This window comes from Photobacterium damselae (genome assembly GCF_003026815.1).
Classification (GTDB): Bacteria; Pseudomonadota; Gammaproteobacteria; order Enterobacterales; family Vibrionaceae; genus Photobacterium; species Photobacterium damselae.
Genome location: NZ_PYOG01000005.1, coordinates 19,109 through 45,189, shown reverse-complemented (window position 1 = coordinate 45,189; position 26,081 = coordinate 19,109). Strand labels below are relative to the sequence as shown.

General features: G+C 40.7%; 25 protein-coding genes. 16 read left to right on the top strand and 9 right to left on the bottom strand.

The features are described from left to right. Window positions 1-210: 210 nt before the first annotated feature. A complete protein-coding gene (locus CTN07_RS07025; RefSeq protein WP_005299505.1) occupies window positions 211-1,122 on the bottom strand; it encodes a substrate-binding domain-containing protein in 912 nt (303 codons plus the stop codon). A gap of 15 nt (window positions 1,123-1,137) precedes the next feature. Further along, window positions 1,138-2,034: a formate dehydrogenase accessory sulfurtransferase FdhD gene (gene fdhD / locus CTN07_RS07020; protein WP_005299503.1), complete on the bottom strand. Its 897-nt coding sequence runs from the start codon at window positions 2,032-2,034 to the stop codon at window positions 1,138-1,140. Between the two features lie 255 nt (window positions 2,035-2,289). Between fdhD and CTN07_RS07015 the strand changes: the two genes are divergently transcribed. The 10 genes from CTN07_RS07015 to CTN07_RS06970 all read left to right on the top strand — a co-directional run bounded on the left by CTN07_RS07015 (window position 2,290) and on the right by CTN07_RS06970 (window position 12,419). Beyond that, entirely contained in the window at window positions 2,290-2,787 is a 498-nt protein-coding gene (locus CTN07_RS07015; RefSeq protein WP_036763917.1) for a DUF3305 domain-containing protein, read from the top strand. Beyond that, a complete protein-coding gene (locus CTN07_RS07010; RefSeq protein ID WP_005299501.1) occupies window positions 2,777-3,517 on the top strand; it encodes a DUF3306 domain-containing protein in 741 nt (246 codons plus the stop codon). The genes CTN07_RS07015 and CTN07_RS07010 overlap by 11 nt, the downstream gene beginning before the upstream one ends. Window positions 3,518-3,811: 294 nt before the next feature. Then, entirely contained in the window at window positions 3,812-5,470 is a 1,659-nt protein-coding gene (locus CTN07_RS07005; protein ID WP_005299500.1) for a 4Fe-4S binding protein, read from the top strand. 18 nt (window positions 5,471-5,488) lie between these two features. Next, window positions 5,489-6,091, top strand: a complete 603-nt coding sequence (locus CTN07_RS07000) for a TorD/DmsD family molecular chaperone (protein WP_005299497.1) — start codon at window positions 5,489-5,491, stop codon at window positions 6,089-6,091. Window positions 6,092-6,184: 93 nt separating this feature from the next. Further along, window positions 6,185-6,385 carry a twin-arginine translocation signal domain-containing protein gene (locus CTN07_RS06995; protein WP_005299495.1) on the top strand — a complete coding sequence of 67 codons (201 nt, stop codon included), beginning with the start codon at window positions 6,185-6,187 and terminating at the stop codon, window positions 6,383-6,385. Window positions 6,386-6,400: 15 nt separating this feature from the next. Then, window positions 6,401-9,262, top strand: coding sequence for a formate dehydrogenase subunit alpha (locus CTN07_RS06990; protein ID WP_005299493.1), 2,862 nt, complete (start codon window positions 6,401-6,403; stop codon window positions 9,260-9,262). Between the two features lie 11 nt (window positions 9,263-9,273). Then, window positions 9,274-9,897 carry a formate dehydrogenase FDH3 subunit beta gene (gene fdh3B, locus CTN07_RS06985; RefSeq protein WP_005299491.1) on the top strand — a complete coding sequence of 208 codons (624 nt, stop codon included), beginning with the start codon at window positions 9,274-9,276 and terminating at the stop codon, window positions 9,895-9,897. Window positions 9,898-10,015: 118 nt separating this feature from the next. Further along, window positions 10,016-11,053 (top strand): formate dehydrogenase subunit gamma, encoded by a 1,038-nt coding sequence (locus tag CTN07_RS06980; RefSeq protein ID WP_005299489.1) that lies wholly within the window; start codon window positions 10,016-10,018, stop codon window positions 11,051-11,053. Window positions 11,054-11,263: 210 nt separating this feature from the next. Continuing rightward, on the top strand, window positions 11,264-11,980 hold the full coding sequence (cobB, locus tag CTN07_RS06975; RefSeq protein WP_005299487.1) for a Sir2 family NAD+-dependent deacetylase: 717 nt from the start codon (window positions 11,264-11,266) through the stop codon (window positions 11,978-11,980). Between the two features lie 184 nt (window positions 11,981-12,164). After that, window positions 12,165-12,419 carry a hypothetical protein gene (locus CTN07_RS06970; RefSeq protein WP_005299485.1) on the top strand — a complete coding sequence of 85 codons (255 nt, stop codon included), beginning with the start codon at window positions 12,165-12,167 and terminating at the stop codon, window positions 12,417-12,419. A gap of 136 nt (window positions 12,420-12,555) precedes the next feature. Here CTN07_RS06970 and CTN07_RS06965 read toward each other — a convergent pair whose 3' ends face one another. From CTN07_RS06965 to potA, 5 genes are all read right to left on the bottom strand, one after another. Further along, complete coding sequence (locus CTN07_RS06965) at window positions 12,556-13,599, bottom strand: extracellular solute-binding protein (protein WP_005299483.1); 1,044 nt, start codon at window positions 13,597-13,599, stop codon at window positions 12,556-12,558. A gap of 371 nt (window positions 13,600-13,970) precedes the next feature. Continuing rightward, a complete protein-coding gene (locus CTN07_RS06960) occupies window positions 13,971-15,008 on the bottom strand; it encodes an extracellular solute-binding protein (RefSeq protein WP_005299481.1) in 1,038 nt (345 codons plus the stop codon). Between the two features lie 190 nt (window positions 15,009-15,198). Continuing rightward, window positions 15,199-15,966 (bottom strand): spermidine/putrescine ABC transporter permease PotC, encoded by a 768-nt coding sequence (gene potC, locus CTN07_RS06955; RefSeq protein ID WP_036763913.1) that lies wholly within the window; start codon window positions 15,964-15,966, stop codon window positions 15,199-15,201. Beyond that, entirely contained in the window at window positions 15,966-16,823 is an 858-nt protein-coding gene (potB, locus tag CTN07_RS06950; protein WP_005299479.1) for a spermidine/putrescine ABC transporter permease PotB, read from the bottom strand. Before potB ends, potC begins: the two co-directional genes overlap by 1 nt. Further along, window positions 16,807-17,925: a spermidine/putrescine ABC transporter ATP-binding protein PotA gene (gene potA, locus CTN07_RS06945; protein ID WP_005299476.1), complete on the bottom strand. Its 1,119-nt coding sequence runs from the start codon at window positions 17,923-17,925 to the stop codon at window positions 16,807-16,809. The genes potB and potA overlap by 17 nt, the downstream gene beginning before the upstream one ends. 443 nt (window positions 17,926-18,368) lie before the next feature. Between potA and CTN07_RS06940 the strand changes: the two genes are divergently transcribed. The 5 genes from CTN07_RS06940 (at window position 18,369) to CTN07_RS06920 (ending at window position 22,560) form a co-directional block, all read left to right on the top strand. Continuing rightward, a complete protein-coding gene (locus CTN07_RS06940) occupies window positions 18,369-19,190 on the top strand; it encodes a DUF2189 domain-containing protein (RefSeq protein WP_005299473.1) in 822 nt (273 codons plus the stop codon). Window positions 19,191-19,346: 156 nt separating this feature from the next. Then, window positions 19,347-19,946 (top strand): DUF2987 domain-containing protein, encoded by a 600-nt coding sequence (locus CTN07_RS06935; protein ID WP_005299470.1) that lies wholly within the window; start codon window positions 19,347-19,349, stop codon window positions 19,944-19,946. Between the two features lie 173 nt (window positions 19,947-20,119). Continuing rightward, window positions 20,120-21,352, top strand: a complete 1,233-nt coding sequence (gene pepT, locus CTN07_RS06930; RefSeq protein WP_005299468.1) for a peptidase T — start codon at window positions 20,120-20,122, stop codon at window positions 21,350-21,352. Between the two features lie 141 nt (window positions 21,353-21,493). Next, window positions 21,494-21,895, top strand: coding sequence for an MbcA/ParS/Xre antitoxin family protein (locus CTN07_RS06925; RefSeq protein WP_036763907.1), 402 nt, complete (start codon window positions 21,494-21,496; stop codon window positions 21,893-21,895). Next, window positions 21,886-22,560, top strand: coding sequence for an RES family NAD+ phosphorylase (locus tag CTN07_RS06920; RefSeq protein ID WP_005299464.1), 675 nt, complete (start codon window positions 21,886-21,888; stop codon window positions 22,558-22,560). Before CTN07_RS06925 ends, CTN07_RS06920 begins: the two co-directional genes overlap by 10 nt. 52 nt (window positions 22,561-22,612) lie before the next feature. Here the strand turns inward: CTN07_RS06920 and CTN07_RS06915 are convergent, their stop codons facing one another. After that, window positions 22,613-22,918 (bottom strand): hypothetical protein, encoded by a 306-nt coding sequence (locus tag CTN07_RS06915; protein ID WP_005299460.1) that lies wholly within the window; start codon window positions 22,916-22,918, stop codon window positions 22,613-22,615. 166 nt (window positions 22,919-23,084) lie between these two features. Then, on the bottom strand, window positions 23,085-24,566 hold the full coding sequence (locus tag CTN07_RS06910) for a carboxypeptidase M32 (protein ID WP_005299457.1): 1,482 nt from the start codon (window positions 24,564-24,566) through the stop codon (window positions 23,085-23,087). 336 nt (window positions 24,567-24,902) lie between these two features. Here CTN07_RS06910 and CTN07_RS06905 point away from each other — a divergent pair, with 336 nt between their 5' ends. Further along, window positions 24,903-26,078, top strand: coding sequence for a D-alanyl-D-alanine carboxypeptidase family protein (locus CTN07_RS06905; RefSeq protein WP_036763904.1), 1,176 nt, complete (start codon window positions 24,903-24,905; stop codon window positions 26,076-26,078). Window positions 26,079-26,081 lie beyond the last annotated feature (3 nt).

Here is a 26,081-nt window from a genome sequence, read left to right as displayed (position 1 = left end):
TGGTGGATATTATGGTTTAATACGGAAAACTAAAATGATTGCTTTTATTGTTTCGTGTTTTTGTATTATTTAGTTTTGATTGCGTACTCTAGCGGGGTGTATCAAGCGATTATGATTTTTTGCAATTAAAAAGGCCATCATCGAAATGACAGCCTTTGTTGGATGAGTATTGTAATTAGAATTATCGGTGAAATTAGAGAGCTTGGTGAATCAGTTTGAACTCCAAACCTGCTTACCTGTACGGGCGAAGTTATAGCCACCAAGCTCATGACCTCGTTTTTGCACTTCAGGATCGGATAGAGATTGCAGTAGCTGTTGTTGTAGCGTTCTAAAATAGATGTTCTTTGGGATCACCAATTCAAATGCTTCAGTACAAAGAGGAACAAACCCCAGTCCAAATTCTCCGGCAGTACTTTCACTGGCACAACCGACATCAGCATGTCCACGAGCAATCGCCGAAGCTAATTCTCGCTCACTGTTACAGACGTCTACTTGCGTTAACATAGATAGATTACATGCACTACCATGAAGCCATTCTTCAAGCGCTCTCATACTACCAGCACCTTCTTGACGTAAAGCCCAACGCCAGCGAGATGCGACTAATTCATGAGGGTTTAAAGAACGATTATTTACAGCATCGGCAATTTCTTTACTTACCACTAAGCCTTGTTCACGCTCAAAGGCATGGACTAATACCCAGTTCTTATGGCCCGAATATTGTTGTAAGAGAGCAGGGTGACGAAGTGCGGCCTCTTCTGCATTACCCCAGTGAATGGCACATATATCCACATGGCCTTTGCTTAGCATCGATAGACCTTGTCGAGTACCTGTTGATGTGTAACCAATCAATGCGGTACTACCTAATTGATTAGCCATTTTACCAACAACCATCTGCAATAGTGGATCATCAGAGCCTGCAATAAGTAAACGATCGTTTAATACGCCATTATGACAAGATTCAAGTAGCCACTTATCCAGCATTGCCTTTGGGAATAACCATTTGCCCGTTACTTTAGTTGCTGGCAATAGGCCTTCATTAGCTAATGCATAAACTTTCTTTTCGTTAAGATCGAGATATTCAGCCACTAATTTGGCATTCATAAATTCTGGAAATTCAGTCATGGATAAAACAAGCCCTTAAAGTAAATTATCTGATTGACCCTTATTCGGAGTCATTTTTTCTTGTTGTTTTTGTTCTGTGTCGGACATGGCATTCCCCTTAACATCGAGAATTAGATTATCCATGCCACTGTATACTTGGAAACGGTGACCTTTAGCACGAGCTATCATGGTAATCCCCAGCTTTTGTGCTAGCTCATAACCCATTTGTGTCGCGCCAGAGCGAGAAAGCAGAACGGGAATCCCCATTTGAGCTACTTTGATCACCATCTCTGAAGTAAGTCGACCTGTTGTATAAAAAATCTTATCGTTACCAGTTTCACCTTTTAACCACATCTCACCGGCTAAAGTATCAACGGCATTGTGACGGCCTACATCTTCAACAAAAGATAGGATCTCAGTATCTTTACACACGGCACAACCATGAACCGCTCCCGCTGCTTTATAGGTCTCATTATGATGGGTGAGCGCTTCAAGCAATTGATAGAGTTTTGCTTGTGAGATTTGAGGCTGAGGTAAGGTTACACCCTCTAGTTTTTTCATCACATTACCGTACATGGTGCCTTGACCACAGCCAGAGGTAACGGTTTTCTTCTCAAGAGTTTTACTCACTCCATCAGTATTTTCTTTGGTAATCACCGCGGCAGAGTTGGTATCCCAGTCAATGATCACCGACTCTATTGCATCGATATCTTTAATAAAGCCTTGGTTTTTTAAATACCCTAACACTAAAGCTGAAGGTCGTTCACCTAACGTCATTAAGGTAACAATCTCAATCCAGTTCAAATACACAGTTAAGGGATGCTCGCACGCAATCTCTTTCGTCTGCATATCGCCATACTCATCCATAATGTCGACTGTAAAAGTCTGCTTAACAGACGAGTTCGTTTTAATGATCTTTGGCAACTGGGTCATCAGGGATTCCTATGGAAATAGTTTAATAGCAAGAACGATAGGCTATAAGCAAAGATTGTTCCAGTTTTGATAAGTGGTTTATTCCAAATACGTTACCTAAGGCATAACTGCTGATTTTATACTCAATTTGTTGTTTTGCACGATAAGATCAAAGTAAAGAATCAGAAGCTTTCGTAACATGCTTTATAAATTGGTCTAATATTTGCTTATTACCTTGCGTTTTAATCTGGTCGAAAAGAGACAAAGGAGTCATCTGTGATCGAACAACAACTTGAAGAACTCAAAAAAGATGAGTCAATTTGGCCAATTCGTTTTTGTCTAAATGCAGAAGAAAAACAAGTCGGTCGTTGGACAACCTTATCTTGGTCTATTGATGATGTTTGTCTATACGATGAAGATGTTACAGAAGCTCATCAAAGTGATGCGTGTTATTTATTACCTCTGGCTTTGTTTCGTGATGAACGAACCGATTACCGCTTTAACCTAAGCTCACAAGATCCTCATCTGTTTTTTGTGTGTGAAGCGATTGATAATGAACAACTTAAACCCGTATTAGTAACGGCGGCACAAGGGGTTGCAGCTCGCTATATGGATGGTGATTACACGGTTTTACATATTAGCATTCCATTACCAATTCAAGCTTGGATGGAAGCTTACATTGGCCGCCATGGCGAGTTATTAGAATTTAAACGTAAAGGCTTTAAAGACAAAGGCCCAAAAGAGAAAAGTCGAGGACGCTCTTGTGACAAGTAATTTTTTCCAACGTTGGTCAAGTAGGAAATTAACGGCAAGGGAAGAAACGCCACAAGTAGAAGAAAAGAAAGAAGATTCTATTGAAATTATAGATGATACAGTCGCTCAGTCTTTATCTAATACTCATATAGATGAAGCCAACGCAAGCTCAGAATCAACCAGTCCTTGTGAACAGTCGGATACATCTGCTCTAGATAATTCTGTCTCGGATAATCATAGTTCTGAGATTGATAACGAGGTTGAAGAAACAGAAGACTTAACGTTATCGGATGTTGATAAGGTGACGTTTGAATCTGGTGCTGCCTCTTTCTTGAAGCAAGGTGTTGATAAAGCCGTTAAAAAAGCGGCCTTGCGTAAACTGTTTCATTCAAGTGAATACAACTATATCAGTGATATGGATGATTGTACCGAGGACTTCTCTCAGCTAGAAACGTTATCAGATAAAGTGAAAGGGGAACTGCGTTCTTGGGCTAAAGAACAAATTGATGATCTACTCACACCTGAACAAGCATCTGACAATAGCCAGAGTCAAGCTCAACCTGCTGAACTTACAAAGAATTCTGTAGATTCATCAGAGCAATTAAATGAGCAATCTACAGATTCTGAACTATCCTTAACAACAACTCAAACTAGCGCTGACTCTTCTGTTGAATCTCTCCCTACCGAATCAACACAAACTGAAGATTTCGCCGCACACAAAGCAACACACAAACCAGTGAACAAGAGTTAGAAAAAATTTTTTCAAAAAGTAACACTGGGACAAAAAGGGAACTAAAACCTTATATTTAATCGGGACATTTTGGCGCATTGATACAAAAAGGATGGGACATATTGTCCTATAGCTGGTGGGTCAGAGTGTCCGATTCCGATTTTAGTTCCTTATTGGTCATTTTATTCCGTTAAAAGTTGGATCGGTTATTGCTCTATAAGAAGCAAGAAGAAAACTGTTTCGAATTATTTTATTAGATAAACAGTTTTCTTTGAATCGGCACTGACAAACGGTGACGAGTACACAGGAATAAAAATGTTAAAAAGTACACTAGAAGCATTTTCTGATAACAATGGTCAAGCTCGATTGGCTGCTATTACTGGCACTGTTGAGTTGGCAAATCTCATTCCACCTACGGTTACCTATGAAAGCCGTGGGGATTTGTTGATCGTTGGACCTCAGGAAACAATTACTCCTTTAGCTGCTCAATTTGCTGAACTTCATTCTGTTACGTTGCTTGCCACAGAGAAAACCTCTGAAGCAACCGAGGAGAATCTATATTTTAGCGATGAAATTCATGTTAAAGGCTATCTTGGTGCGTTCGAGGTAACGTGTCGAGTTTCTGTAGCCGGTTTAGAGCCTACAACCAATCTGGCAAAAATTGCGCTTGGTCGTGATAGCTTCGATTTGATTGTGGATCTAACTGAAAACGGTGTGATGTCTTATGAAATTCCAGCACCGGGTTATTACGCTATTGGTGCTCGAAAAGACAAACTGGCTCGTGTTATTGAAGAACTACCAGACATGCTGGGTACCTTTGATAAGCCTAAGTATTTTAGATTTAATCCCGATCTTTGTGCTCATGCATCTCGTGGCGTTGAAGGTTGTGATCGTTGTTTAGATGCTTGTCCTGCTGGTGCTATTTCGGCTAATGCGGATCAAGAAATCGAAATTAACCCTTACTTATGTCAGGGCGTTGGTACTTGTGCGACTGCCTGTCCAACAGAGGCGATCACTTATGCTCTTCCAGATGCAGACGATACTCAACATTTTGTGCATCGCCTGTTAACACGTTATGCCAATGAGGGTGGGGTTAAACCTACGCTACTATTTTACGGTAACCGTGATGAAGCGAATGTGGTTAATGCTCTTGCGCATCTGCCTACTTCTGTGATTCCTGTTGCTTTAGAAGAACTAGCAACTGTTGGCGTAGATACTTGGTTTAGCGCACTGTTTTATGGTGCACATCAAGTTCTTCTGGCAACGAATACGGCTTATATTCCTGCAACGATTGATCGTGTGCTTTCTGATGAACTAACAACGGCACAAATGTTTTTAACTGAAATGGGTTATGAAGCAGATCGTATTTGCTTATTTAACTTTGCTGATGTTGAAAACTACGTTCCATTTTCTGAGGCTCTATTACCTGCAGGTGAACAACTTTCAGGGAATAAGCGTCAGAAATTGTTTACGACATTAGAAGCACTATACGCACAAGCTCCAACAAAACCTGAACATTCTGCGGTTATTGAAAAAGCACCTTATGGTTCTATTTCATGTCAAGCCGATGATTGTACGCTTTGTATGGGTTGTGTGGCGGTTTGTCCAACGCGTGCTCTTCATGCAATTGGTGATCGTCCAGGCCTTCTATTTATTGAAGAAGATTGTATTCAATGTGGTATGTGTCAAAAAGCATGCCCTGAAAACGTGATTACAGTTGAACCCGGTTTTAATTGGGGTTGGCAAGCACGTAAAGAAGCAAAACTTGTTCATGAAGAGCCTGCCGCATGTTGTATTAATTGCGGAAAACCATTTGCACCTGAGTCTATGGTTAAAATGCTTATTGAAAAACTTCAAGGACATTCACATTTTCAAGGTGACGCAATTCGTCGTTTATCTATGTGTGAAGATTGTCGTGTTCGAGATATTTTTTCGAAATTTGAAGACGATCCTGAAGATCAAATTCGAGTTTAACCGGAGATTGAAAGCGCTATGAACTCGCACCAAACATCATCGAATCAAGACGCAATACTGCGCATCGAAATTTACAATTTGCTGGCTCATCTTTTACGTCAATCTCCATCTCAAGATGTGCTTGATTGGCTTGCAGATTTAGATGTCGAAGGCACAAACGATCCGCATCAATCGTCAATGGCTGCGGCTTGGCCTCTATTAAAACTAGCGGCTCAAAAAGCGACACCTATTGCGGTTGCAGAAGAATATCAAGATCTATTTATTGGCATTGGACGTGGTGACGTTGTGCCTTATGGTTCTTGGTATCTAACTGGATCATTAATGGAAATGCCTCTGGCTCATCTTCGTAGTGACCTAAAACAACTGGGTTATGAACGTAATGAGTCTGTGAAAGAACCGGAAGATCATATTGCCGCTTTGCTCGAAGTGATGGCAATGCTGGTGGAAGGGGGCGATGAGCACCTTCAACGTACTTTTTTCAACCGCCATTTGGCACCTTGGTGTGAAAAAGTATCGACCGATATTAAAACGGCAAAAAGTGCTGTTTTTTACACCGCTGTTGGTGAACTTGCGCTACAGTTTTTAACAGTAGAAAAAACACGATTTTTACAAGCAGATTAATCCCTACTAACTGTTTTAGAAATCGCGACTAGAAGCATAAAAAATGATCGACACCTTTATTAAACAGGTTGAGCGACAGAGGAGCAAACTTTCATGAGTGAGCAGAAAAAACTCAACGAAAGCCGCCGTCAATTGTTGAAAAACATTGGCCTAACTGCGGCAGCTGGTGCAATTGCTGCTGGCACAACAACTGCTGTCCAAGCAGCTGCTAAGTCAGAAGAGAAAAAAGAAGAAACTAAAACAAAAGGTTATCACGAAACTCAGCATATTCGTGATTACTACAATACCTTGTAATAGACGGAGCACTCAATGAAACTAACAAAACGTTCCGACAAAGTGAGCAAGGACGAAAACCAGCTAGGTATCTCTCGTCGTTCATTTATTCGTAACTCATCAATCGCCGCTGCTGGTGGTATTGCTGGTGCAAGCATGTTTGCACCAGGCATGATGAAAAAAGCACAAGCGGCAGAGGAATTCATTCCAACTGACGCACCAAAAGAAGTGAAACGTACTATTTGTTCTCACTGTTCTGTTGGTTGTGGTATTTACGCAGAAACCCAAGAAGGTGTATGGACTCACCAGGAACCCGCTTTTGACCATCCTTTCAATGCTGGTGGCCACTGTGCTAAGGGTGCTGCACTTCGTGAACACGGTCACGGTGCGCGTCGCGTTAAATATCCAATGAAGCTTGTGAATGGTAAGTGGCAGCGTCTAAGCTGGGATCAGGCTCTATCTGAAGTAAGCCAGCAAATCCTTAAGATTCGTGAAGAGTCAGGCCCAGATTCAGTTTACTGGTTAGGTTCTGCAAAACACAACAACGAACAGGCTTACATGTTCCGTAAAATGGTGTCAATGTGGGGTACTAACAACGTTGACCACCAAGCGCGTATCTGTCACTCAACCACAGTTGCCGGTGTAGCAAACACTTGGGGCTACGGTGCAATGACAAACTCGCTTAACGATATGCACAACTGTAAGTCAATTCTGTTTATCGGTTCAAACCCTGCAGAAGCACACCCAGTGGCAATGCAGCATATCTTGATCGCGAAAGAAACTAACGACTGTAAAATTGTAGTTGTTGACCCTCGTCGTACACGTACTGCGGCAAAAGCTGATCATTATGTATCATTACGTCCAGGTTCTGACGTAGCCTTTATTTGGGGTGTTCTGTTCCATATTTTCCAAAATGGTTGGGAAGATAAAGAGTTTATTCGTCAACGCGTTTACGGTATGGACCAAGTTCGTGCAGAAGTTGCGAAGTGGAATCCAAAAGAAGTTGAACGTGTAACTGGCGTACCTGAAGAACAAGTTTACCAGACGGCGAAAATGCTATCTGAAAACCGTCCTGGTTGTGTTGTTTGGTGTATGGGTGGTACTCAGCATACAACAGGTAACAACAACACACGTGCTTACTGTATCCTTGAACTTGCTCTTGGCAACATGGGTAAATCAGGTGGCGGTGCAAATATCTTCCGTGGTCACGATAACGTACAGGGTGCAACAGACTTTGGCGTACTATCTGACAACCTTCCTGGTTACTACGGTCTATCTGAAGGTGCTTGGAAACACTGGTCTCGCGTATGGGATGTGGATTATGAATGGATGCAAGGCCGTTTCGATCCAAATACTTACGCTGGCGCAAAACCAATGAACAGCAAGGGTATCCCTGTTTCTCGTTGGATTGATGGTGTTCTTGAGAACAAAGATAAGATTGCTCAACGCGATAATATCCGTGCCATGTTCTATTGGGGTCACGCAGTAAACTCACAAACTCGTGGGCCAGAAATGCGTAAAGCAATGGGTAAACTTGACCTAATGGTTATTGTTGACCCGTACCCAGGTGTTGCATCGGTAATGAATGGTCGTACTGATAATGTATACCTATTCCCAGCATCAACACAGTTTGAAACTTACGGTTCTGTAACAGCAACTAACCGTTCAATTCAGTGGCGTGATCAGGTTATTGATCCTCTGTTTGAATCTAAGCCAGACCACGAGATCATGTATTTATTGACTCAAAAACTGGGCTATGCAGACAAACTGTTTAAGAACATCAAGGTTGAAAATAACCGTCCAGTAATCGAAGACATTACTCGTGAATATAACAAGGGTATGTGGACTATCGGTTACACAGGTCAAAGTCCTGAGCGTCTTAAAGAGCACCAGAAAAACTGGCACACATTCGATCGTACTTCTCTAGAGGCGATTGGTGGTCCAGCAAATGGTGAAACTTACGGTCTACCTTGGCCATGTTGGGGTACGCCTGAGATGAATCACCCAGGTACTCACATCCTTTACGATACATCAAAGACGGTTGCTCAAGGTGGTGGTAACTTCCGTGCTCGTTTTGGTGTTGAACATGATGGTCAAAGCCTACTTGCAGTAGATAGCTACTCTCTGGGTTGTGAACTGGAAGATGGTTACCCAGAATTCACTGATAAGATGTTGAAGCAACTTGGTTGGTGGGACGATCTAACTGCAGAAGAGAAGCAAGCTGCAGAAGGTAAAAACTGGAAGACAGACTTATCTGGTGGTATTCAGCGTGTTGCTATTAAGCACGGTTGTATTCCTTACGGTAACGCAAAAGCTCGTACAGTTGTTTGGACATTCCCTGATGCAGTGCCACTTCACCGTGAGCCTCTGTATACACCTCGTCGTGACCTTGTTGTTGATTACCCAACATGGGATGACAAAGCGAACCTATTCCGCTTACCAACACTTTACAAGTCAATTCAGGATAAAGATGTATCAGGTGAATACCCAATCATCCTAACTTCTGGTCGTCTGGTTGAGTACGAAGGTGGTGGTGAGGAAACACGTTCTAACCCATGGCTTGCAGAGCTACAACAAGAGATGTTTGTTGAGCTTAACCTAAAAGATGCGAACGATCGTGGCATTAAAGATGGCGAAATGGTTTGGGTTGAAGGCGCAGAAAAAGGCCGTATTAAAGTGAAAGCGATGGTGACACCTCGTGTTCGTGAAGGTCTAGCATTCTTACCATTCCACTTCGGTGGCGAGTTTGAAGGTGAAAGTCTACGTAGTCACTACCCAGAAGGTTGTGCTCCTTATGTTTCTGGCGAAGCAGCTAACACGGCAACCACTTACGGTTATGACCCTGTTACTCAGATGCAAGAAACAAAAGTAACTCTTTGTAATATTACTAAAGCTTAAGGAGCTAACCCATGGCACGTATGAAATTTCTTTGTGACACAAAACGTTGCATCGAGTGTAACGGCTGTGTGACAGCTTGTAAAAACGCAAACTCAGAAGCAGTAGGTTGGGGTATCCAGCGTCGTCGTGTTGTAACGCTAAACGACGGTCTTCCTGGTGAAACTTCGATTTCTGTTGCTTGTATGCACTGTAGTGATGCGCCTTGTATGGCGGTGTGTCCTGCCGATTGTTTCAGTCAAACAGAAGATGGCATTGTTCAGCACAATAAAGATCTATGTATCGGTTGTGGTTACTGCCTATTTGCTTGCCCGTTTGGTGCGCCTCAGTTTCCTAAACAACAGGCATTTGCTGAGCGCGGTAAAATGGATAAATGTACTTACTGTTCAGGTGGTCCAAATACTGAACCTGGCTCTGAAAAAGAACGCCTACTTTACGGTGCAAACCGCATCGCTGAAGGCAAGCTGCCAATGTGTGCATCTATGTGTTCTACTAAGTCGTTACTTGCAGGTGATGCAGAGAAGATCTCTGAAATCTACAGCAAACGTGTAGCGGCTCGTGGTGCTAAAGATGCTGGTTGGGCAAGCACTGCAGCTGATGAACTTGCTATGGATGCAAGTAAAGTTCGCAAGGCTTAAGCCATAAAAATTAGCGCTAGACTTTAACGTTTAGCGCTAATTGTTCTTTTTGATTCTAACCCTGTGTTGCTGTGGTAGCACATTGATGAACTGTTCAATAGAGCAGGCAGGAGCTTTAATGACTAAGCGAATTCAACGCTGGTTAACGGTTGTGTTCACCGCTTTAATGGTTGCGTTCTCTGCATCCGTATTAGCTGCTGATAATTCTTCTTCTAACGATTTAACTGCGGGTGAGTCGGTAGTTAAGCGAGAAGTTATTGGCTTTGCTGGTGCTGATTATTGGCGCGCTGTTAAAGATGGTCAAAAGGGGTATACCACTTCAGGTTGGCCTGAGCATGACGTGTTAATCAGTGTACCAGGACAAACTTGGTATATCTTAAAAGAAAAGTGGATGTCGCCGCTTGGTGCATTAGCTATTTTTGGTAGCTTAGCAATGGTGACTTTGGCGTATTTTGTTGTTGGCCCTCTAAAACTGAGTAAGCCAAAAACAGGCCGCAAGATTCAACGCTGGAGTCGTATGGATCGTGCTCTACACTGGAGTATGGCATTTACTTTCTTAACCCTTGGTTTCAGCGGTCTGACTCTGGTTTATGGTAAACACTTTTTAAAGCCAATTTTATCTACAGATGTTTGGGGCTGGGTGATTTTTGCCGCTAAGCAATACCATAACTATATGGGTCCAATCTTTGCGATTTTGCTGTTTGCTGTATTAATCAAGTGGTGGCGTAAGAGTATCTTCAATAAAGTTGATATCCAGTGGTTCATGAAAATGGGCGGTATGGTTGGTAAACATAAAGGATCCCATCCATCAGCAGGTTTCTCGAACGGTGGTGAGAAGGTTATCTTCTGGCTACTTATCTTCTTCGGTATCTTTATTACTGTAAGTGGCTTTGTTCTAGATTTCCCAATTTTTGATCAAACACGTCGTCATATGGAGCTATCGAACTTAATTCATATGTTCTCTGCTCTTATTCTGATTTGTGGCTTTATTTTCCATATCTACATTGGTTTATTTGGTATGGAAGCGGGTCTTGATGGCATGATTACGGGTGAAGTTGATGAAACTTGGGCTCGTGAGCACCATAACTTATGGTTTGATGAAGTTAAAGACCTTCCAGAGAACCAACCAAAAGAAAATACAACCAAAAACAGCTGATAACTCTCATTAGCTTATTTGATATCTCAAAGCCGATACTCAGTGTGTCGGCTTTTTTATTGGTTAATTTTGCTTAAGCAGACAATAGAGATATTCTTATTTTCTTTCCGTGTTGATATTTATACTAATGTCTAACATGTGCTATCTACACCTTAAATAAAATCAATGATATAACTAAAGTCACTAGAATATATAAAAAGGAATACTATTATGCTTTTTCCTTACCGAAATATTGTCGTACTGACAGGAGCAGGCATTTCTGCTGAATCAGGCATATGTACGTTTCGATCCGAAGATGGGCTTTGGGAAAATCATCGAGTTGAAGATGTGGCAACACCAGAAGGTTATGAACGCAATCCAGAATTAGTACAGAACTTTTATAACGATAGACGCCGTCAAATTGAAGATGGCTCTGTAGCTCCTAATGCCGCTCATTTAGCCTTAGCGCAGTTAGAGCGAGAACATGAAGGGAAAGTGACTATTGTTACGCAAAATATTGATAATCTTCATGAGAGAGCGGGTAGTGTTAATGTAATTCATATGCACGGTGAACTTCTTAAGGCTCGCTGTTGTGAGTCTGGACAAACGGTAGATTGGCATGGTGATCTTCATACCAGTGATCGCTGCCATTGTTGTCAAATCCCGGCTCCAATGCGACCTGATATTGTTTGGTTTGGTGAGATGCCAATTGGAATGGATGCCATTCATCGTGCTATTTGTGATGCAGATTTATTTATCTCTATTGGTACGTCGGGTGTTGTGTATCCTGCCGCTGGTTTTGTTCATGAAGCGGTACTACAAGGATTGCACACCGTTGAGTTAAATCTTGAGCCAAGTCAGGTTCAGAGTGAATTTGAGGAAAAGATTTATGGTAAAGCGACTCAGATTGTTCCTGAATACATTAAAAACACCCTAAGCATAAATTAGCTTGGGTGTAAATAAGTGCAATTAGCATGTTTTGATTTCTAAATAAATAGATGCTAAATCTATACGGTATATTCGGTAAGCTTGATGTATAACAATTGATCGCTATTTAGCATTTTTGCCCAGTTGCCAAGGCAGATGCTAAGAATATAATTCATCACAACTAATACATGTGAGGTTATATTCAATGTCTATGAAACCACTTTTTTATGCTGCTATCGTTGCTGCAACCACTTTTAGTTCAATGGCATTAGCAGCATCTGCATCTATCTCATGGAGTGGTCGAGTGCCTTCTGGTGAGCCAGTTAACGTGAGCACGGATGGTAAGGTTGTTACTTATGAAGCATGGAATAAAGCTCAAGTTGAGGATCTTAAAAATAGTTCTCAATTTGAAGTAACGCCTATAAGTAAAGAAGTGAGCTTACTTTCAGTTAAATTATAAGAACAATAAGGCGAACTCTTCAATAGTATCGTAGCGATACATTATCAAGATACCATGGTGTTTAAGAAGAGCTATAAACAAAAAGCCGAGCTATTAATAAGCTCGGCTTCTTTTTTTGTTGCGTTAGAGCAGTGTATTATTCACCTGCTTTTAGCTTTTGGAAGTACTCTTCGTAAAGCTCGTTTGCGCTACCAACGCTGTTCTGCCACTCACCAGCATCAAGTACTGATTGTGGTGGGTAAATCATTGGATTATTAACAAATGATTTAGGTAGGAATTTCTTCGCAGTCGCAACAGGAGTTGGGTAACCAATTTGCTGTGCTATCTTAGCAGCGTTTTCAGGACGTAGAAGGAAGTCAATCATCTTGTATGCAGCATCAATGTGCTTAGCTTGAGCTGGAATAGATAAGCTGTCCATCCAGAAGATTGCACCTTCTTTTGGCCATACGATATCAATTGGCGCGCCTTCTTGCTGAGCCTGGTATGCAGAACCATTCCATAGCATACCTAGAGAAGTTTCACCCGCCATGTATGGGTTAGCAGGGTAGTCAGAGTTAAATACTAATACATTAGGCATCAGCTTCTTAAGCTCTTCGTATGCTGCTTTAATTTGTGCAGGATCTTTTGTATTACCAGAATAACCTAGCTTGCGAAGACCAATGTGGAAGAACTCACGAGCATCATCCATCATCATTAATTGACCTTCCCACTTAGGATCCCATAAATCAGCCCAGCTGTGGATTTTAGACTTGTCGATAACGTCAGTATTTACACCAATACCTGTTGCGCCCCAGATGTACGGAATAGAGTAATCGTTATTTGGGTCAAAAGGCTTGTCTAGGAAGTTAGGGTCAAGATCTTTGAAGTGTGAAAGTTTAGAGTGATCGATCTTTTGTAGCATGCCTTCATCACGCATCTTAGATACGTAATAAGTTGAAGGAACTACTAAGTCGTAACCTTCACCGTTGGTCTTAAGCTTTGCATACATAGTTTCATTCGACTCATAGGTCGAATAAATCACTTTAATGCCTGTTTCTTTCGTAAACTGTTCAATAACATCTTGAGGAATGTACTCAGACCAGTTGTAGAAATACAGTTCGTTGTCTGCTGCAGACGCTACGTTTGAAAACATAGCCATTGCGCAAACAGCGCCGGTCATTAAAGAAGACCATTTTTTCATTTCTTTTAGCTCCTAACTAAAATACAGGATTTTTCGAGAGTGTTCTCTAGCGGAAAATACCGCCCCCTAGTTTTTGGTGTATTGCACTAGTAAATGGGTAACTAGGACTACGACCAAGTGATTAATAATTAATTTATTGATCAGGCTTGGTATAGAAACATATCTATTATGAATCATAAAGATGGCATAAGTATAGCAGAGTATGATGTGCTGTTAATAAATTATCGAGATATTTACTAATCGCTGGAGAATTTATTATCAGTTGTTAGGGGATATAGCAGAATATGGTATCGATAGTTGGAAAGGTATGTATTTTTAATGTTATCAAAAGTACTACGAGTAGCAAATTAATGCTACCCGCAGATAAGATATTAATTATCGCCAGCTTTCAGTTCAAGGAAATAATTTTCATAGCGGTTATTCATTGTACCTACCGCATCTTGCCACTCACCACGGTCAAGGTCTTCTTGAGGTGGGAACAGTGTAGGGTTATCTTTATATTTCGCATTAGACTTTTCTACTGCGGTCAAATAACCTGTTTCCTCAGAGATTTTAGCTGCAATCTCAGGGCGCAATAAGAAATCGATCATCTTATGTGCGGCTTCTACGTTTTTAGCATTTTTTGCAATAGCTAAACTATCTACCCAGAAAATCCCGCCTTCTTTTGGCCAGATAAGCTTAATTGGTAAACCTTCTTTTTGTGCCGCCGCCGCAGATCCATTCCACAACATACCTAAGCCAACCTCACCCGATAAATATGGCGCAGCAGGGTTGTCTGAATTAAATACTAATACGTTAGGCATCAGTTTTTTCAGCTCTTCATACGCTTCATCAATCTGTTTAGGATCGGTTGTATTACCTGAATAGCCCAGTTTACGCAGAGCAATATGGAACACTTCTCGAGTGTCATCCATTAACATTAACTGACCTTTTAGCTCTGGACGCCATAGATCAGCCCAGCTATTAAAGTCATCTGGATTATACATATCGGTATTAACCGCAAGGCCGGTCATCGCAATAACGTGTGGAATAGAGTAGTCATTGCTTGGTTCAAACGGCTTATCTAGGTAGTTCTTATCTAGCTGATTAAAGTTTGTTAGTTTACTTTTATCAATCTTCTGTAGCATGCCTTCATCGCGCATTTTGGCAACGAAATAGGTCGAAGGTACAACTAAGTCATAACCTTCAGGATGCGCACGTAATTTGGCATACATGGTTTCATTTGACTCATAAGTCGAGTAGATCACTTTAATACCGGTTTCCTTGGTGAATTGCTCACGCAGCTCAGTGGAGATGTAGGGACCCCAGTTCATAAAAACAAGTTGTTTGTCTTTAGTCTCTTCTGCTGCCACATTTAGGCTAGCAGACAGTAGAGCGGAACCGATCAAAAGAGATGACCATTTTTTCATTCGAGTATCTTCATAGATGAAAGAGATAAAAAGTGGAGCGCAATCTAAAGCAGGAAAGGATTTTTGGATAGTGAAAATGTGTGTCTAAATGTAACGAATGGCGTGAGTTTCTAATAGGGTAGGAATTTGGGATAAAAAAATGGCTAACTCAATAAGTTAGCCATTTGATTTAGTACGTAAAACTGAGCAATTACACTTTTTCTCGAGCCAGTAACTGAGAACAGATAACTAGAACAAGAGAGACAACCAGCATGATTGTCGCTAGTGCATTTACTTCAGGTGAAATACCAACTTTAACCATTGAGTAAATCTTCAAAGGTAAGATCTCGTATGTTGGACCTGTTGTAAATGAACTGATAATTACATCATCCAAAGATAGGGTAAAGCTCAATAGCCAACCTGCTGCAACAGCGGGTTTTGCCAATGGTAGAATAATCTGTTTTAGAATTACCCACTCACTTGCACCTAGGTCACGAGCTGCTTCTAGCATTTTTACATCAAAGCCTTTTAAGCGGCTATATACGGTTACCACAACAAATGGTAAACAGAATGTGATGTGTGATAGTAGCAGAGTTAAGAAACCCAGTTCTGCACCCATTAGTAGGAACAACGCAAGTAGCGAAATTGCCATTACGATATCTGGTGACATCATAACGATAAAGAGCATACCTGTTACAAACTTCTTACCCTTAAACTGATAACGGAAAAGGGCAACCGCCGTTAAGCTACCAATTAATGCTGCTGCAGTTGCTGAGAAAACAGCGATAGTGATCGAGTGACCAGCAGCTTGCATCAAGCTATCGTTCGTAACGAGTTGTTCATACCATTTGAATGTAAAGCCATCCCATTTCATACCAAACTTACTGGCATTGAATGAGTTTACAATCAGGATGATGATAGGTGTATACAAAAATGCATACACCACACTCATAAAGCTAAATTTAAATAAGCGACCCATTATTCTAAATCCACCTTACGGTTAAGAAGTTTACCTGCACGGTAGTACGCATAAAGCAGTACAGCCATTGCCACCGTTAGAGCGATACTTGTCGCTGCACCAAACGGCCAATCACGCGCATTTAGAACTTGGCTCTTAATTACGTTACCAATAAGAAGGTTTTTCGCGCCACCTAATAGGTCTGATACATAGAACATACCTAGAGCCGGTAATAAAACAAGCAAACAGCCTGCGATGATACCTGGCATAGTGAGCGGGAAGATCACCTTAGTAAAAGTTTGGAACTTGTTCGCACCTAAGTCACGAGCCGCTTCAATATAAGTATTGTCTAGTTTTTCAATAGCCGAATACAGTGGCAGTACCATAAACGGTAAAAGGATATAAACCAGACCAATCATTACTGCATATTCGGTGTACATAATGCGCAGCGGCTTATCAATAATGTCTAAATACATTAGCGTGTTATTTAATAAGCCACGGGTGCCCAGCATGATTTTTAGACCGTAAGTACGGATCAGTGAGTTGGTCCAAAACGGCACAATCACTAAAAACAGCATAAATGGACGCCACTTTTCGGGCATTTTTGCAATCGCGTATGCAAAAGGGTAACCAATCAATAAACACAAAATGGTTGCAGTCAACGCCATATAGAAGGAGTGCCACATCACTTTTGCGTAAAGAGGGTCGAACAAGCGGGTATAGTTATCCAGCGTGAACACCATCTTGATTAGGTTTGCATCATCTCGAGTTAAGAAACTTGTTCCGATGATCATTAGGTTTGGCATGAAGACAAAAACAACAAGCCAGCCAACGATGATCGAGATGATGATATTTTGTAGATTAAACTTCTTGCTCATCAGCTAGTACCACTTCCCAACTTTCAACCCAGGTAATGGCAACTTTCTGATCAAGAGAGTGGTCTACATCAGGATCATCTTCATTGAAGAATTCACTAACCATTACATTTTTGCCAGATTCTAGTTGTACAACAGAATCAAGAGTCATGCCTTTATAGGTACGTTCACGTACATAACCAAGGATGCCAGATACGCTATCGCCATTATGAATTTCTTCAATGCGAATATCTTCTGGACGAAGCAGCACCTTCACTTTATCACCAGGATTTACATCTAAATCACATAGGATAGTTGCTCGGCGACCTTCAACATCAGCTAAAATACGTTTTTCATCAACACGTTCTTTAACGATAGCGTCAAATACGTTGATTTCACCAATAAAGCGCGCAACAAATAGGTTTGTTGGCTCTTCATAAATTTCACGAGGTGAGCCATCTTGTTCAACATTACCATCGCGCATAACAATAATGCGGTCAGACATTGACAATGCTTCTTCCTGATCGTGCGTTACGAAGATAAAAGTAATACCCAGTTTACGTTGTAGCTGTTTAAGCTCGATCTGCATTTGTTTACGTAGTTTGTAATCCAATGCAGATAAAGATTCATCTAACAATAAAACTTTTGGTTTGTTAACAACTGCACGGGCGATAGCAACACGTTGCTGCTGACCACCAGACAATTGATGTGGTTTACGAGGGGCAAACTTATCTAACTGCACCATACGCAATGCTTCCATTACTCGAGGTTCAATTTCACTCGCACTAACGTTTTGCATGCGTAAACCAAACGCAACATTGTCAAACACTGTCATATGAGGGAACAGTGCATAACTCTGAAACACAGTATTTACATGGCGTTGTTCAGCCGGAATACTAGTGACATCCTTACCATCAATGATAACCTGACCGTTGTCAGCATTCTCAAAGCCAGCAATTAGACGTAGTACCGTGGTTTTACCACAGCCCGATGGACCTAGGATGGTTAAAAATTCACCATCGTTAACATTTAGATCCAAACCCGAGATGATCTGCTTACCGTCAAAGCTTTTGCCAAGACCCTTCAGCTGAATCACAGGTTTCTTAGATGTTGTTGCAGCGTTCAATTCTACGTTATCTCCACCCAGGAACCATGTACTGATTCCATTATTTTGGTAAATTTAGGGTGCGCATAATAGACGTGATGTTTTGCAATTTAAAGCGTTTTTTTCAAAAAAATATAAATATTGCAATGCTTTATAAGCATTACATTAATTATAAAATTAAGCATTATTACCGAGTGATTACTACTTAAACAAATAGCATCACTCTGTACGCTTTTTCTACGAAACGTGTCCTCATACGACTCCTAATGTTCTGATACATCTCTATTGTGCCAAATACTTACAGAAAATTGTAACCTTTTGGACGAATTAAATAATTATCGGGTAAAAAAGGGACAAATTAAAGTGATTTGGATTAATTTTCTCTATATATGGTTTCGAATCACGTCGTGAGTAACGTACAATAGCAGTAGGTCAATTAGAATTTTGAGAATATGAAAGAACCAATGACAAAGAGCTTTCACGTTGGTGGCTCAATTGAGAAAGCCGTAAAAGGTGAAGTCGAATTAAAAGCAGTCGATGTGTTGCAAGAAGCTTGGAAGGTAACTGCGAAACATTTCTTTCGTTTTTTACCTGCAATTATCGGCTTGTTTGTTGCGCAAGTTGCACTGTTGCTATTAGGTCTTAAAGTCCAACTTGGTGATCCTAATATTTTCTTTAATGCTTTTATTACGGGAGAGGGCATAACACCGGATTTGATGCAGTCTGCTCTAATGGCAAATTTCTGGTCTGATGTTCTGATTGCACCTTTATATGCAGGTGTAAGTTTAATGGCATTAAACCATGCGGTTGGTCTGCCAACAAAACCGGGACAGATTGTACGTGGTTTTTCCTTTACTCTTGTATCTATTATTACCATGTTACTGACGTCTTCTATTCAGGGTATTGGTAATACTATCTTCCCATTGGTTGGTTTATTTTTAACGATGGCGTTAAGCTTAGCCATGACATTGGTGTGCGAAAAGCGAGTAACACCACTAAAAGCAATCCAGTACTCGTTTATGGCGACTGTCCGTAAGTTAATGCCAATGACAGCTATTTACCTTGTGATCCTCATTATGATGTTTATCTCAATGGCAACGGCAGGTCTTGGTTTACTTTGGACTCTGCCATTCTTCTTTAATGTGAAGGCCATTATTTACCGCAATATGTTTGGTATTACACTACAGGTAATGACAATTGAAGGTGACAATAAAGATTCAACGCCACCATCATCAAGTCCAGAGAATGGTTCAACAAGCTCTCAAGGCAACACTTTTGATGCTTAATAATTGATAAATCTTGAACTTTATAACAAGCGCATGGTTATATTTAGCTATGCGCTTTTTTTATAACTGATATTTAAGACTTAGCTATCAATCTATTTCTAATGCACTATAACTTTATAGTTATAATATCAATATAACGTAACCATGGATGGAACAATGAACTTTCGTAATACGCTATATCTTGGTTTAGCTTTAATAGGGAATTATGTCTTTGCTCAAGATCTCAATCTTCGCTACGCAGAGTTATATAACAAGCAGCGATATAATCAGGAGAGTTCTTTGGTTGAAGTCAGATCTTTTTTGATTGATAAGCAAAGTCAGCAAGCTTGTGTCATTAAACAGATTATCATGTATTCAAAGCAGCATTCAGAGCAATTACCGCTGCTTGCAACTGGGGAAGTGAAAATACCGGTTGATGCCCATTTAAGAAAAGTGAATCCAGATATTAAGATTAGCGTAGCAGATGGCCAAGATTGTAATTTTCACTATCAATTCACCTCTAAGCGAACGCCTCATAATACGATTACAGGAAAAGAAGCCTTACAGTACCAAATGGCATTTAGTCAATTAATGACAAATCTCAGCGGTAGGGTCGGGTCATGGTTTGTTCCGAAGGTGACAGGGGTTGAAGTTCATTTTAAAGATTCATCAAGTACCGATAAATTATGGATAAATGAATTTACTGCTACAGATAATAAACATTATGAGCTCGCTATAGAATCAATTACTCCGCTGTTTGATCAGGGTAGTAATTAATTTTGCAAAAAATGATTCATCGCATGGTGATATTACGCAAATTAGTTAAGATAAATAACAATATTTGGGGCTCACTCCCAGATTTCTTTTATATAGGTCCAAGCTGTTTTCACTGACTTTTTAGCACGTTGATATTACTTGGAAACGTAACACCGAACAGAGAAGAGTGTAAGATGGATAATTTAATCAAACGGTTTCTTCGCTACGTTAGCTTTGATACTCAATCAAATGGCGCAAATACAAATTGTCCAAGCACTCCCGGACAGCTTACTTTCGCCCAAGAGCTACAACAAGAAATGATCAACATCGGCTTACAAGATGTTAGCCTTGATGAAAATGGTTATTTGATGGGTCATCTGCCAGCCAATGTTAACTATGATGTACCAGCCATCGGTTTTGTAGCCCATATGGATACCGCTCCTGATGCATCGGGTAAAAACGTAAAACCTCAAATTGTTGAGAACTATCGTGGTGGTGATATCGCATTGGGCATTGGAGATGAAGTTCTTTCTCCTATACAGTATCCAGATCTCAATAAGTTACACGGTCACAATATCATTACAACAGATGGCTCAACATTGCTCGGTGCCGACAATAAAGCGGGTATTGCTGAAATCATGACAGCAATTGAGGTACTGGTTGCGAATCCAGAGCTTCCGCACGGTAAAATTTGTGTTGGTTTTACACCTGATGAAGAGATTGGCCGTGGTGCAAATCTCTTTGATGTTGAGAAATTTGGCGCTCAATGGGCATATACCATCGATGGTGGCCCTGTTGGAGAGCTTGAATTTGAAAACTTTAACGCGTCATCGGCACAAGTTATTGTTCACGGCATTAATGTTCACCCGGGTACTGCCAAGGGTAAGATGATTAACTCAATGAATATTGCCGCTAAATTCCAACTTATGATGCCCGCTGATGAGACCCCTGAATGCACAGAAGGATATGAAGGTTTCTATCACTTAACGTCAATGCAGTCATCCGTTGCAAAAACTCAGTTGAACTACATTATTCGTGATTTTGATCGTGATGGCTTAGCGCAACGTAAAGCTTTTATGCAGCAGAAAGTTGATGAGTTAAATGCAGAGCTAAATAAAAAAGGTCGAATTGAGCTGTCTATCACTGATAGCTACTACAATATGCGTGAAATGGTAGAGCCATATCCTCATATTATCGAGTTGGCTAAGCAGGCTATGGTTGAGTGTGATATTGAACCTGATATTAAGCCAATCCGTGGCGGTACTGATGGCGCACGTTTATCCTTTATGGGATTACCTTGCCCGAACATTTTTACGGGCGGTTATAATTTCCATGGTATTCATGAATTCATCACCGTTGAAGGGATGGAGAAAGCGGTAAACGTGATTGTTAAGTTGGCAGGAAAAACGGCTCTTTCCAACAAATAATTAAAATATTTAATGAGCCTCATCGCATTGTTTCTTTTGTTAGGGTAGCAGTGTGGTGAGGCTTTGTTGTTTCTGGAGTATTATTTTACAAAAGTCTTAAAATGGACTAAATTGAATTTAAAGTCCACTTGAGGATTAATTATGAATTTAGCAAAAGAGACGGGATTTGATCCCAAAGCACTTTCGATGGCAGGGTTTAAAGCAGCTGATAATATTTTATCATCGTGGGGATGCACGGCGCAGCAGAGTCAAAATATTTTAAAACTCTCTAAATCGTCATACCATAAATTTAAAGCCAATCCAGAAACTACAAAGCTTAGTGATGACCAACTTGAGCGAGTAAGTTATCTCCTTAATATTCATCAAGCCTTGCGAATTGTCTTTAGTAATCCTGCAAACATTTATGGCTTTATGACAATGAAAAACCATAATGATTTCTTTGCGGGTAGGACACCTTTAGAGATCATTGAGTCGGGTAAATTTGGTGATCTGTATGAAGTTGCTCGTCGAGTTGATGCACTACGAGGTGGCTTGTGGGGGTAAAGATAGAATACAAAGGTCATCGATTGATTAATACTAAGTATCCGCCCATTGCTTTATTTGATGATGTCGCGAGCCCGGAAGAATTTGAGCTGCTTTATGCCATTCAAGCTCTTACTAATCCTAGATTACGAGATGAGGTTGGTGATATTTGTTTAATTGACCCTGCCGAGATCCCATTTGATTGTCTGCGTGGTCGAAGTTATGCGGTTGCACCTTTTACCCATATCAATCCAAAGGGGGGACGATTTAATGATGGATTATTTGGCGCATTGTATGTTGCTGATAATGCTCATACTGCGGCACTTGAAGTGAAATTCCACCAGCAAGAGTATTGGCAAAATATTGAAGGGTTAGAGTACGATCGATTTTTATTCCGAGGTTTACTTATCTCTCATCAATCAGCACCTATTTATCATGTGTGCGGTGACGATTCCGCTATTCTCAACCCAGATTGTTATAGCGCAGCACAACAATTAGCTCGCAAAGTAAAAAAAGAAGGTTTTCAGGCTATTGAATATCCATCCGTGCGTGCTGAAGATGCGCTATGTTGGGCGATATTTACCCCAAAGCCTATTACGGATGTTGTTCAAAGCTATCTTGTTGAAATGATCTGGAATGGCGAGCAAATTGCAGAAGTAAATACAGTTGAAAATTTGGGAGTGTAAGTTAAGAAAAGGGCGCAGAAATATGCACCCTTAATATTTGTCTATTAGCAAATTACTTGTCAGATTTTTTCAATTCTTCTTCAGCTTTCTTTGCTTCTTGCTCTAAATCTGGGTGTTTCTCAAAGTGATCAACTGCCCAAGTATTTAATTTACGAAGAATTGCTGTAACCGCATGCTCTTTAGATGCGTGTTCTCCTGCTGGTAGCGCAATTTCTTCTTTACCGTGAAGGCCCGTTTCATCTTCTGCAATATGAAGCCAATCTGGGTGCCAATAAAATGATTGACCCTGATCGGTAATCCAGTTGTGAACGCCACAGTTTTCGCCACGATAGTTCAGATCACTTGCTTTGTATGTCATTAATTTTTCCTTGTATACATCAGGGTGATACCTAGCTCTGTAGGTATACATTTATCATCCTAATTAGTATAAGTTTTTTGGAGCAATAATCTGTGACTAAAACTCCAAAAATGATACTAAATGTTACTTTAATTGTAAGCTAATTGTGACGTATATCTTAATGTGATTACAAATAACGGCTTTCTAAATGCTCTTTAAAGTAGCGAGGATTCAAACTTTCTCCGGTTGCTTGACGAACAAGTTCATCAGTAGAAAGTGTTGATGCTTTACTCCAGATATTAGTTTCTAGCCAATTAAATATCGGACTAAGATCGTGTTTTTCTATCAGTGCATCAACATCCATTTCACGTTTAATAGCAGCCATAAATTGTGCAGCATACATGGCACCTAAAGTATAAGATGGGAAGTAACCAAAGCTGCCATCTGTCCAGTGAATATCTTGCATACAGCCATCTTTAAAATTATCGGTCGTATCTAAGCCTAAGTACTGCGCCATCTTTTTCTGCCAAAGCGCAGGGATATCAGCAACTTCAATATTGCCTTCAATTAAATCGCGCTCTATTTCGTAACGTAAAATGACGTGAGCTGGATAAGTTACTTCATCTGCGTCGACACGAATAAATCCTGGTTTAACACGAGTCGTTAACTTGCCTAGGTTTTCTGCCGAAAGGGAAGCATCATCTGCACGGCTAAACACATTCTGAATTTCAGGTGCTAACCATGCCATAAACGCTGTGCTACGAGATAACTGCATTTCAAAAAACAGTGATTGTGATTCATGAATTCCCATAGAACGGGCTTCACCTACAGGTAGGTCACGCCATGTTTGAGGTAAGCCTTGTTCATATCGAGCATGGCCAGTTTCATGAATGACACCCATTAAAGCAGAAGAAAAATCGGTTTCATCGTAACGGGTCGTAATACGTACATCGGTAGGAACGCCACCACAAAATGGGTGAGTACTGATATCAATACGACCATGGTTAAAATCGAAATTCAAGATCTCCATTGCTTTAATGCTGAGTGCTTTTTGTTGCTCTATTAGAAATGGGCCTTGAGGGATCTGAATATTTTCTTGTGCTTGATTTGCTTGAACCTTTTGAATTAACTCTGGAAGCCAAGTTTTAACCTCGCTAAAGATAGCGTCTAAGGTCTCTGTCGTCATTCCTGGCTCATATAAGTCAACTAGAGCGTTGTACTTACTTGTTCCTGTGATTTTTGCGCGCTCAGCGGCTTCTTTACGAGAAAGTTCGACGACTTTTTCTAGATTAGCTTTAAAACCATCCCAATCATTGTTAGCGCGTTGAGTTCGCCAAGCATGTTCACATTGAGAACCTGCTAAAGATTGAGCTTCCACTAAATCAGCAGGTAAGGCGATATATTGTTGCCATTGGCGTTTCATTTCATTAAGGCTGACTTTTTCGTCATGACTTAATTCTTCTTTTTCTGCTAGTTCATACCAATTTGCAAGGTATTCAGCTGTTGCTAGGTCATGTTTCATAACCGCAAGTTCGGCCAGCGCTTCTGAACGTGCTGTATTACCACCAGATGGCATCATTGCCGCCTGATCCCAACCGCAGATCGCACTTAAATGATTAAGTCGAGAGAGTTTTCGTGCATGTTGTTCTAGTTTTTTATAGTAACTCATCTGTTTTGATCCCGATTTTAGTTAGTCAACGTAGCTAGGATAAATCACATTGTTCGATGTTGACAATCAAACGCTGTAGATAATTGTATCTGTTGTGTGTTTTTTGCTCAGGATTTCATGCTGTTACAACAGTAAATTTGTGATATTGATCGCTAAAATTTCACTGAAAATGTAACAAAAATTATCATTTCGTAAGACCGTGTGTAGCTCACACGTTTTCTTTAATTCCTAAGATATACTGGCACAACCAGTCTGCATATTTATGTTTATCTATTGCTATGGATATATAAGCCTGCAGATTGGATTGATGATTTACCAAAGGGACATCGCGTTAAGATGAAGAAAACCTCTAAATTGATTTCAGCAGTGAGTGCATCAGTATTGTGTTCACTGTCTTTTTCTAGCTTTGCTGCACCATCGGTGATTCCTGATGCACCGTCGTTAAGTGCAAAAGGTTATGTGTTGATGGACTATCACACTGGCCGCGTGTTAGTTGAACATAATGCTAACGAAAAACTAAACCCTGCAAGTTTGACCAAGTTGATGACAAGTTACGTCGCAGGTCAAGAGATGAAGCAGGGCAATATCTCAAAAGATGATGTGGTTGTTATTAGCCGTAATGCATGGGCTCGTAACTTCCATGACTCATCGAAAATGTTCATCGAAGTGGGTGCTGAAGTACCTATGATGGATTTGTTTCGAGGCTTGATTATTCAGTCTGGTAATGATGCGAGTGTCGCCATTGCTGAGCATGTTGCAGGTTCTCAAGATGCCTTTGTTGGTTTGATGAACTCATGGGCGAAAAAGCTGAATATGAACAATAGCCGTTTTGCGAATGCTCACGGTCTTGATCATGATGACCTTTACAGTACGCCTTATGATATTGCACTATTAGGCCAAGCTCTAATTCGTGATTTACCTGATATTTATCCGTTATATAGTGAAAAGTCATTTACTTATAACAACATTACCCAACGTAACCGTAATGGCCTTCTGCACGATTCTAGTATGAATGTTGATGGTATGAAGACAGGTTACACAGGTGGAGCTGGCTATAGTTTAGCAAGTTCAGCAACAGAAGGTGACATGCGTTTGATTGCTGTGGTTATGGGAACAAAAAGCCCTAAAATCCGCCAAGCAGAAAGCAAGCAACTGTTGAATTATGGTTTCCGCTTCTTTGATACGGTATCGCCGCACAAAGCGGGTGATGAAATCATGACTGAACGCATTTGGATGGGTGACAAAGAGCAAGTTAAGCTTGGCGTTGCTGAAACTAGCTATGTGACGCTGTCACGTAATGATGTGAAGAAAATGACAGCTAGCGTCGAAATGACAGGGCAGTTAGAAGCTCCGATCGAAAAAGGCCAACAAGTGGGTAAAGTCATTTACTCGGTAGATGGTAAAGATGTTGCCTCACAACCGCTTGTTGCTCTTGAAACGGTTAACGAAGGCAGTTTCTTTAGCAAGATCATCGATATGGTGAAAAAGTTTGTGTATGGCTTGTTTAACTAATAA

Coding starts and splice junctions, on each gene's coding strand:
- CTN07_RS06925 (WP_036763907.1), top strand. CDS start 21,494: ATGAATTTAGCAAAAGAGACGGGATTTGATCCCAAAGCACTTTCGATG.
- CTN07_RS06990 (WP_005299493.1), top strand. CDS start 6,401: ATGAAACTAACAAAACGTTCCGACAAAGTGAGCAAGGACGAAAACCAG.
- potC (WP_036763913.1), bottom strand. CDS start 15,966: ATGGGTCGCTTATTTAAATTTAGCTTTATGAGTGTGGTGTATGCATTT.
- CTN07_RS06915 (WP_005299460.1), bottom strand. CDS start 22,918: ATGACATACAAAGCAAGTGATCTGAACTATCGTGGCGAAAACTGTGGC.
- CTN07_RS06965 (WP_005299483.1), bottom strand. CDS start 13,599: ATGAAAAAATGGTCTTCTTTAATGACCGGCGCTGTTTGCGCAATGGCT.
- CTN07_RS06905 (WP_036763904.1), top strand. CDS start 24,903: ATGAAGAAAACCTCTAAATTGATTTCAGCAGTGAGTGCATCAGTATTG.
- CTN07_RS06935 (WP_005299470.1), top strand. CDS start 19,347: ATGAACTTTCGTAATACGCTATATCTTGGTTTAGCTTTAATAGGGAAT.
- CTN07_RS07005 (WP_005299500.1), top strand. CDS start 3,812: ATGTTAAAAAGTACACTAGAAGCATTTTCTGATAACAATGGTCAAGCT.
- CTN07_RS06980 (WP_005299489.1), top strand. CDS start 10,016: ATGACTAAGCGAATTCAACGCTGGTTAACGGTTGTGTTCACCGCTTTA.
- fdhD (WP_005299503.1), bottom strand. CDS start 2,034: ATGACCCAGTTGCCAAAGATCATTAAAACGAACTCGTCTGTTAAGCAG.
- CTN07_RS06940 (WP_005299473.1), top strand. CDS start 18,369: ATGACAAAGAGCTTTCACGTTGGTGGCTCAATTGAGAAAGCCGTAAAA.
- CTN07_RS06995 (WP_005299495.1), top strand. CDS start 6,185: ATGAGTGAGCAGAAAAAACTCAACGAAAGCCGCCGTCAATTGTTGAAA.
- potB (WP_005299479.1), bottom strand. CDS start 16,823: ATGAGCAAGAAGTTTAATCTACAAAATATCATCATCTCGATCATCGTT.
- fdh3B (WP_005299491.1), top strand. CDS start 9,274: ATGGCACGTATGAAATTTCTTTGTGACACAAAACGTTGCATCGAGTGT.
- CTN07_RS07025 (WP_005299505.1), bottom strand. CDS start 1,122: ATGACTGAATTTCCAGAATTTATGAATGCCAAATTAGTGGCTGAATAT.
- CTN07_RS06970 (WP_005299485.1), top strand. CDS start 12,165: ATGTCTATGAAACCACTTTTTTATGCTGCTATCGTTGCTGCAACCACT.
- CTN07_RS06910 (WP_005299457.1), bottom strand. CDS start 24,566: ATGAGTTACTATAAAAAACTAGAACAACATGCACGAAAACTCTCTCGA.
- CTN07_RS06960 (WP_005299481.1), bottom strand. CDS start 15,008: ATGAAAAAATGGTCATCTCTTTTGATCGGTTCCGCTCTACTGTCTGCT.
- CTN07_RS07000 (WP_005299497.1), top strand. CDS start 5,489: ATGAACTCGCACCAAACATCATCGAATCAAGACGCAATACTGCGCATC.
- pepT (WP_005299468.1), top strand. CDS start 20,120: ATGGATAATTTAATCAAACGGTTTCTTCGCTACGTTAGCTTTGATACT.
- cobB (WP_005299487.1), top strand. CDS start 11,264: ATGCTTTTTCCTTACCGAAATATTGTCGTACTGACAGGAGCAGGCATT.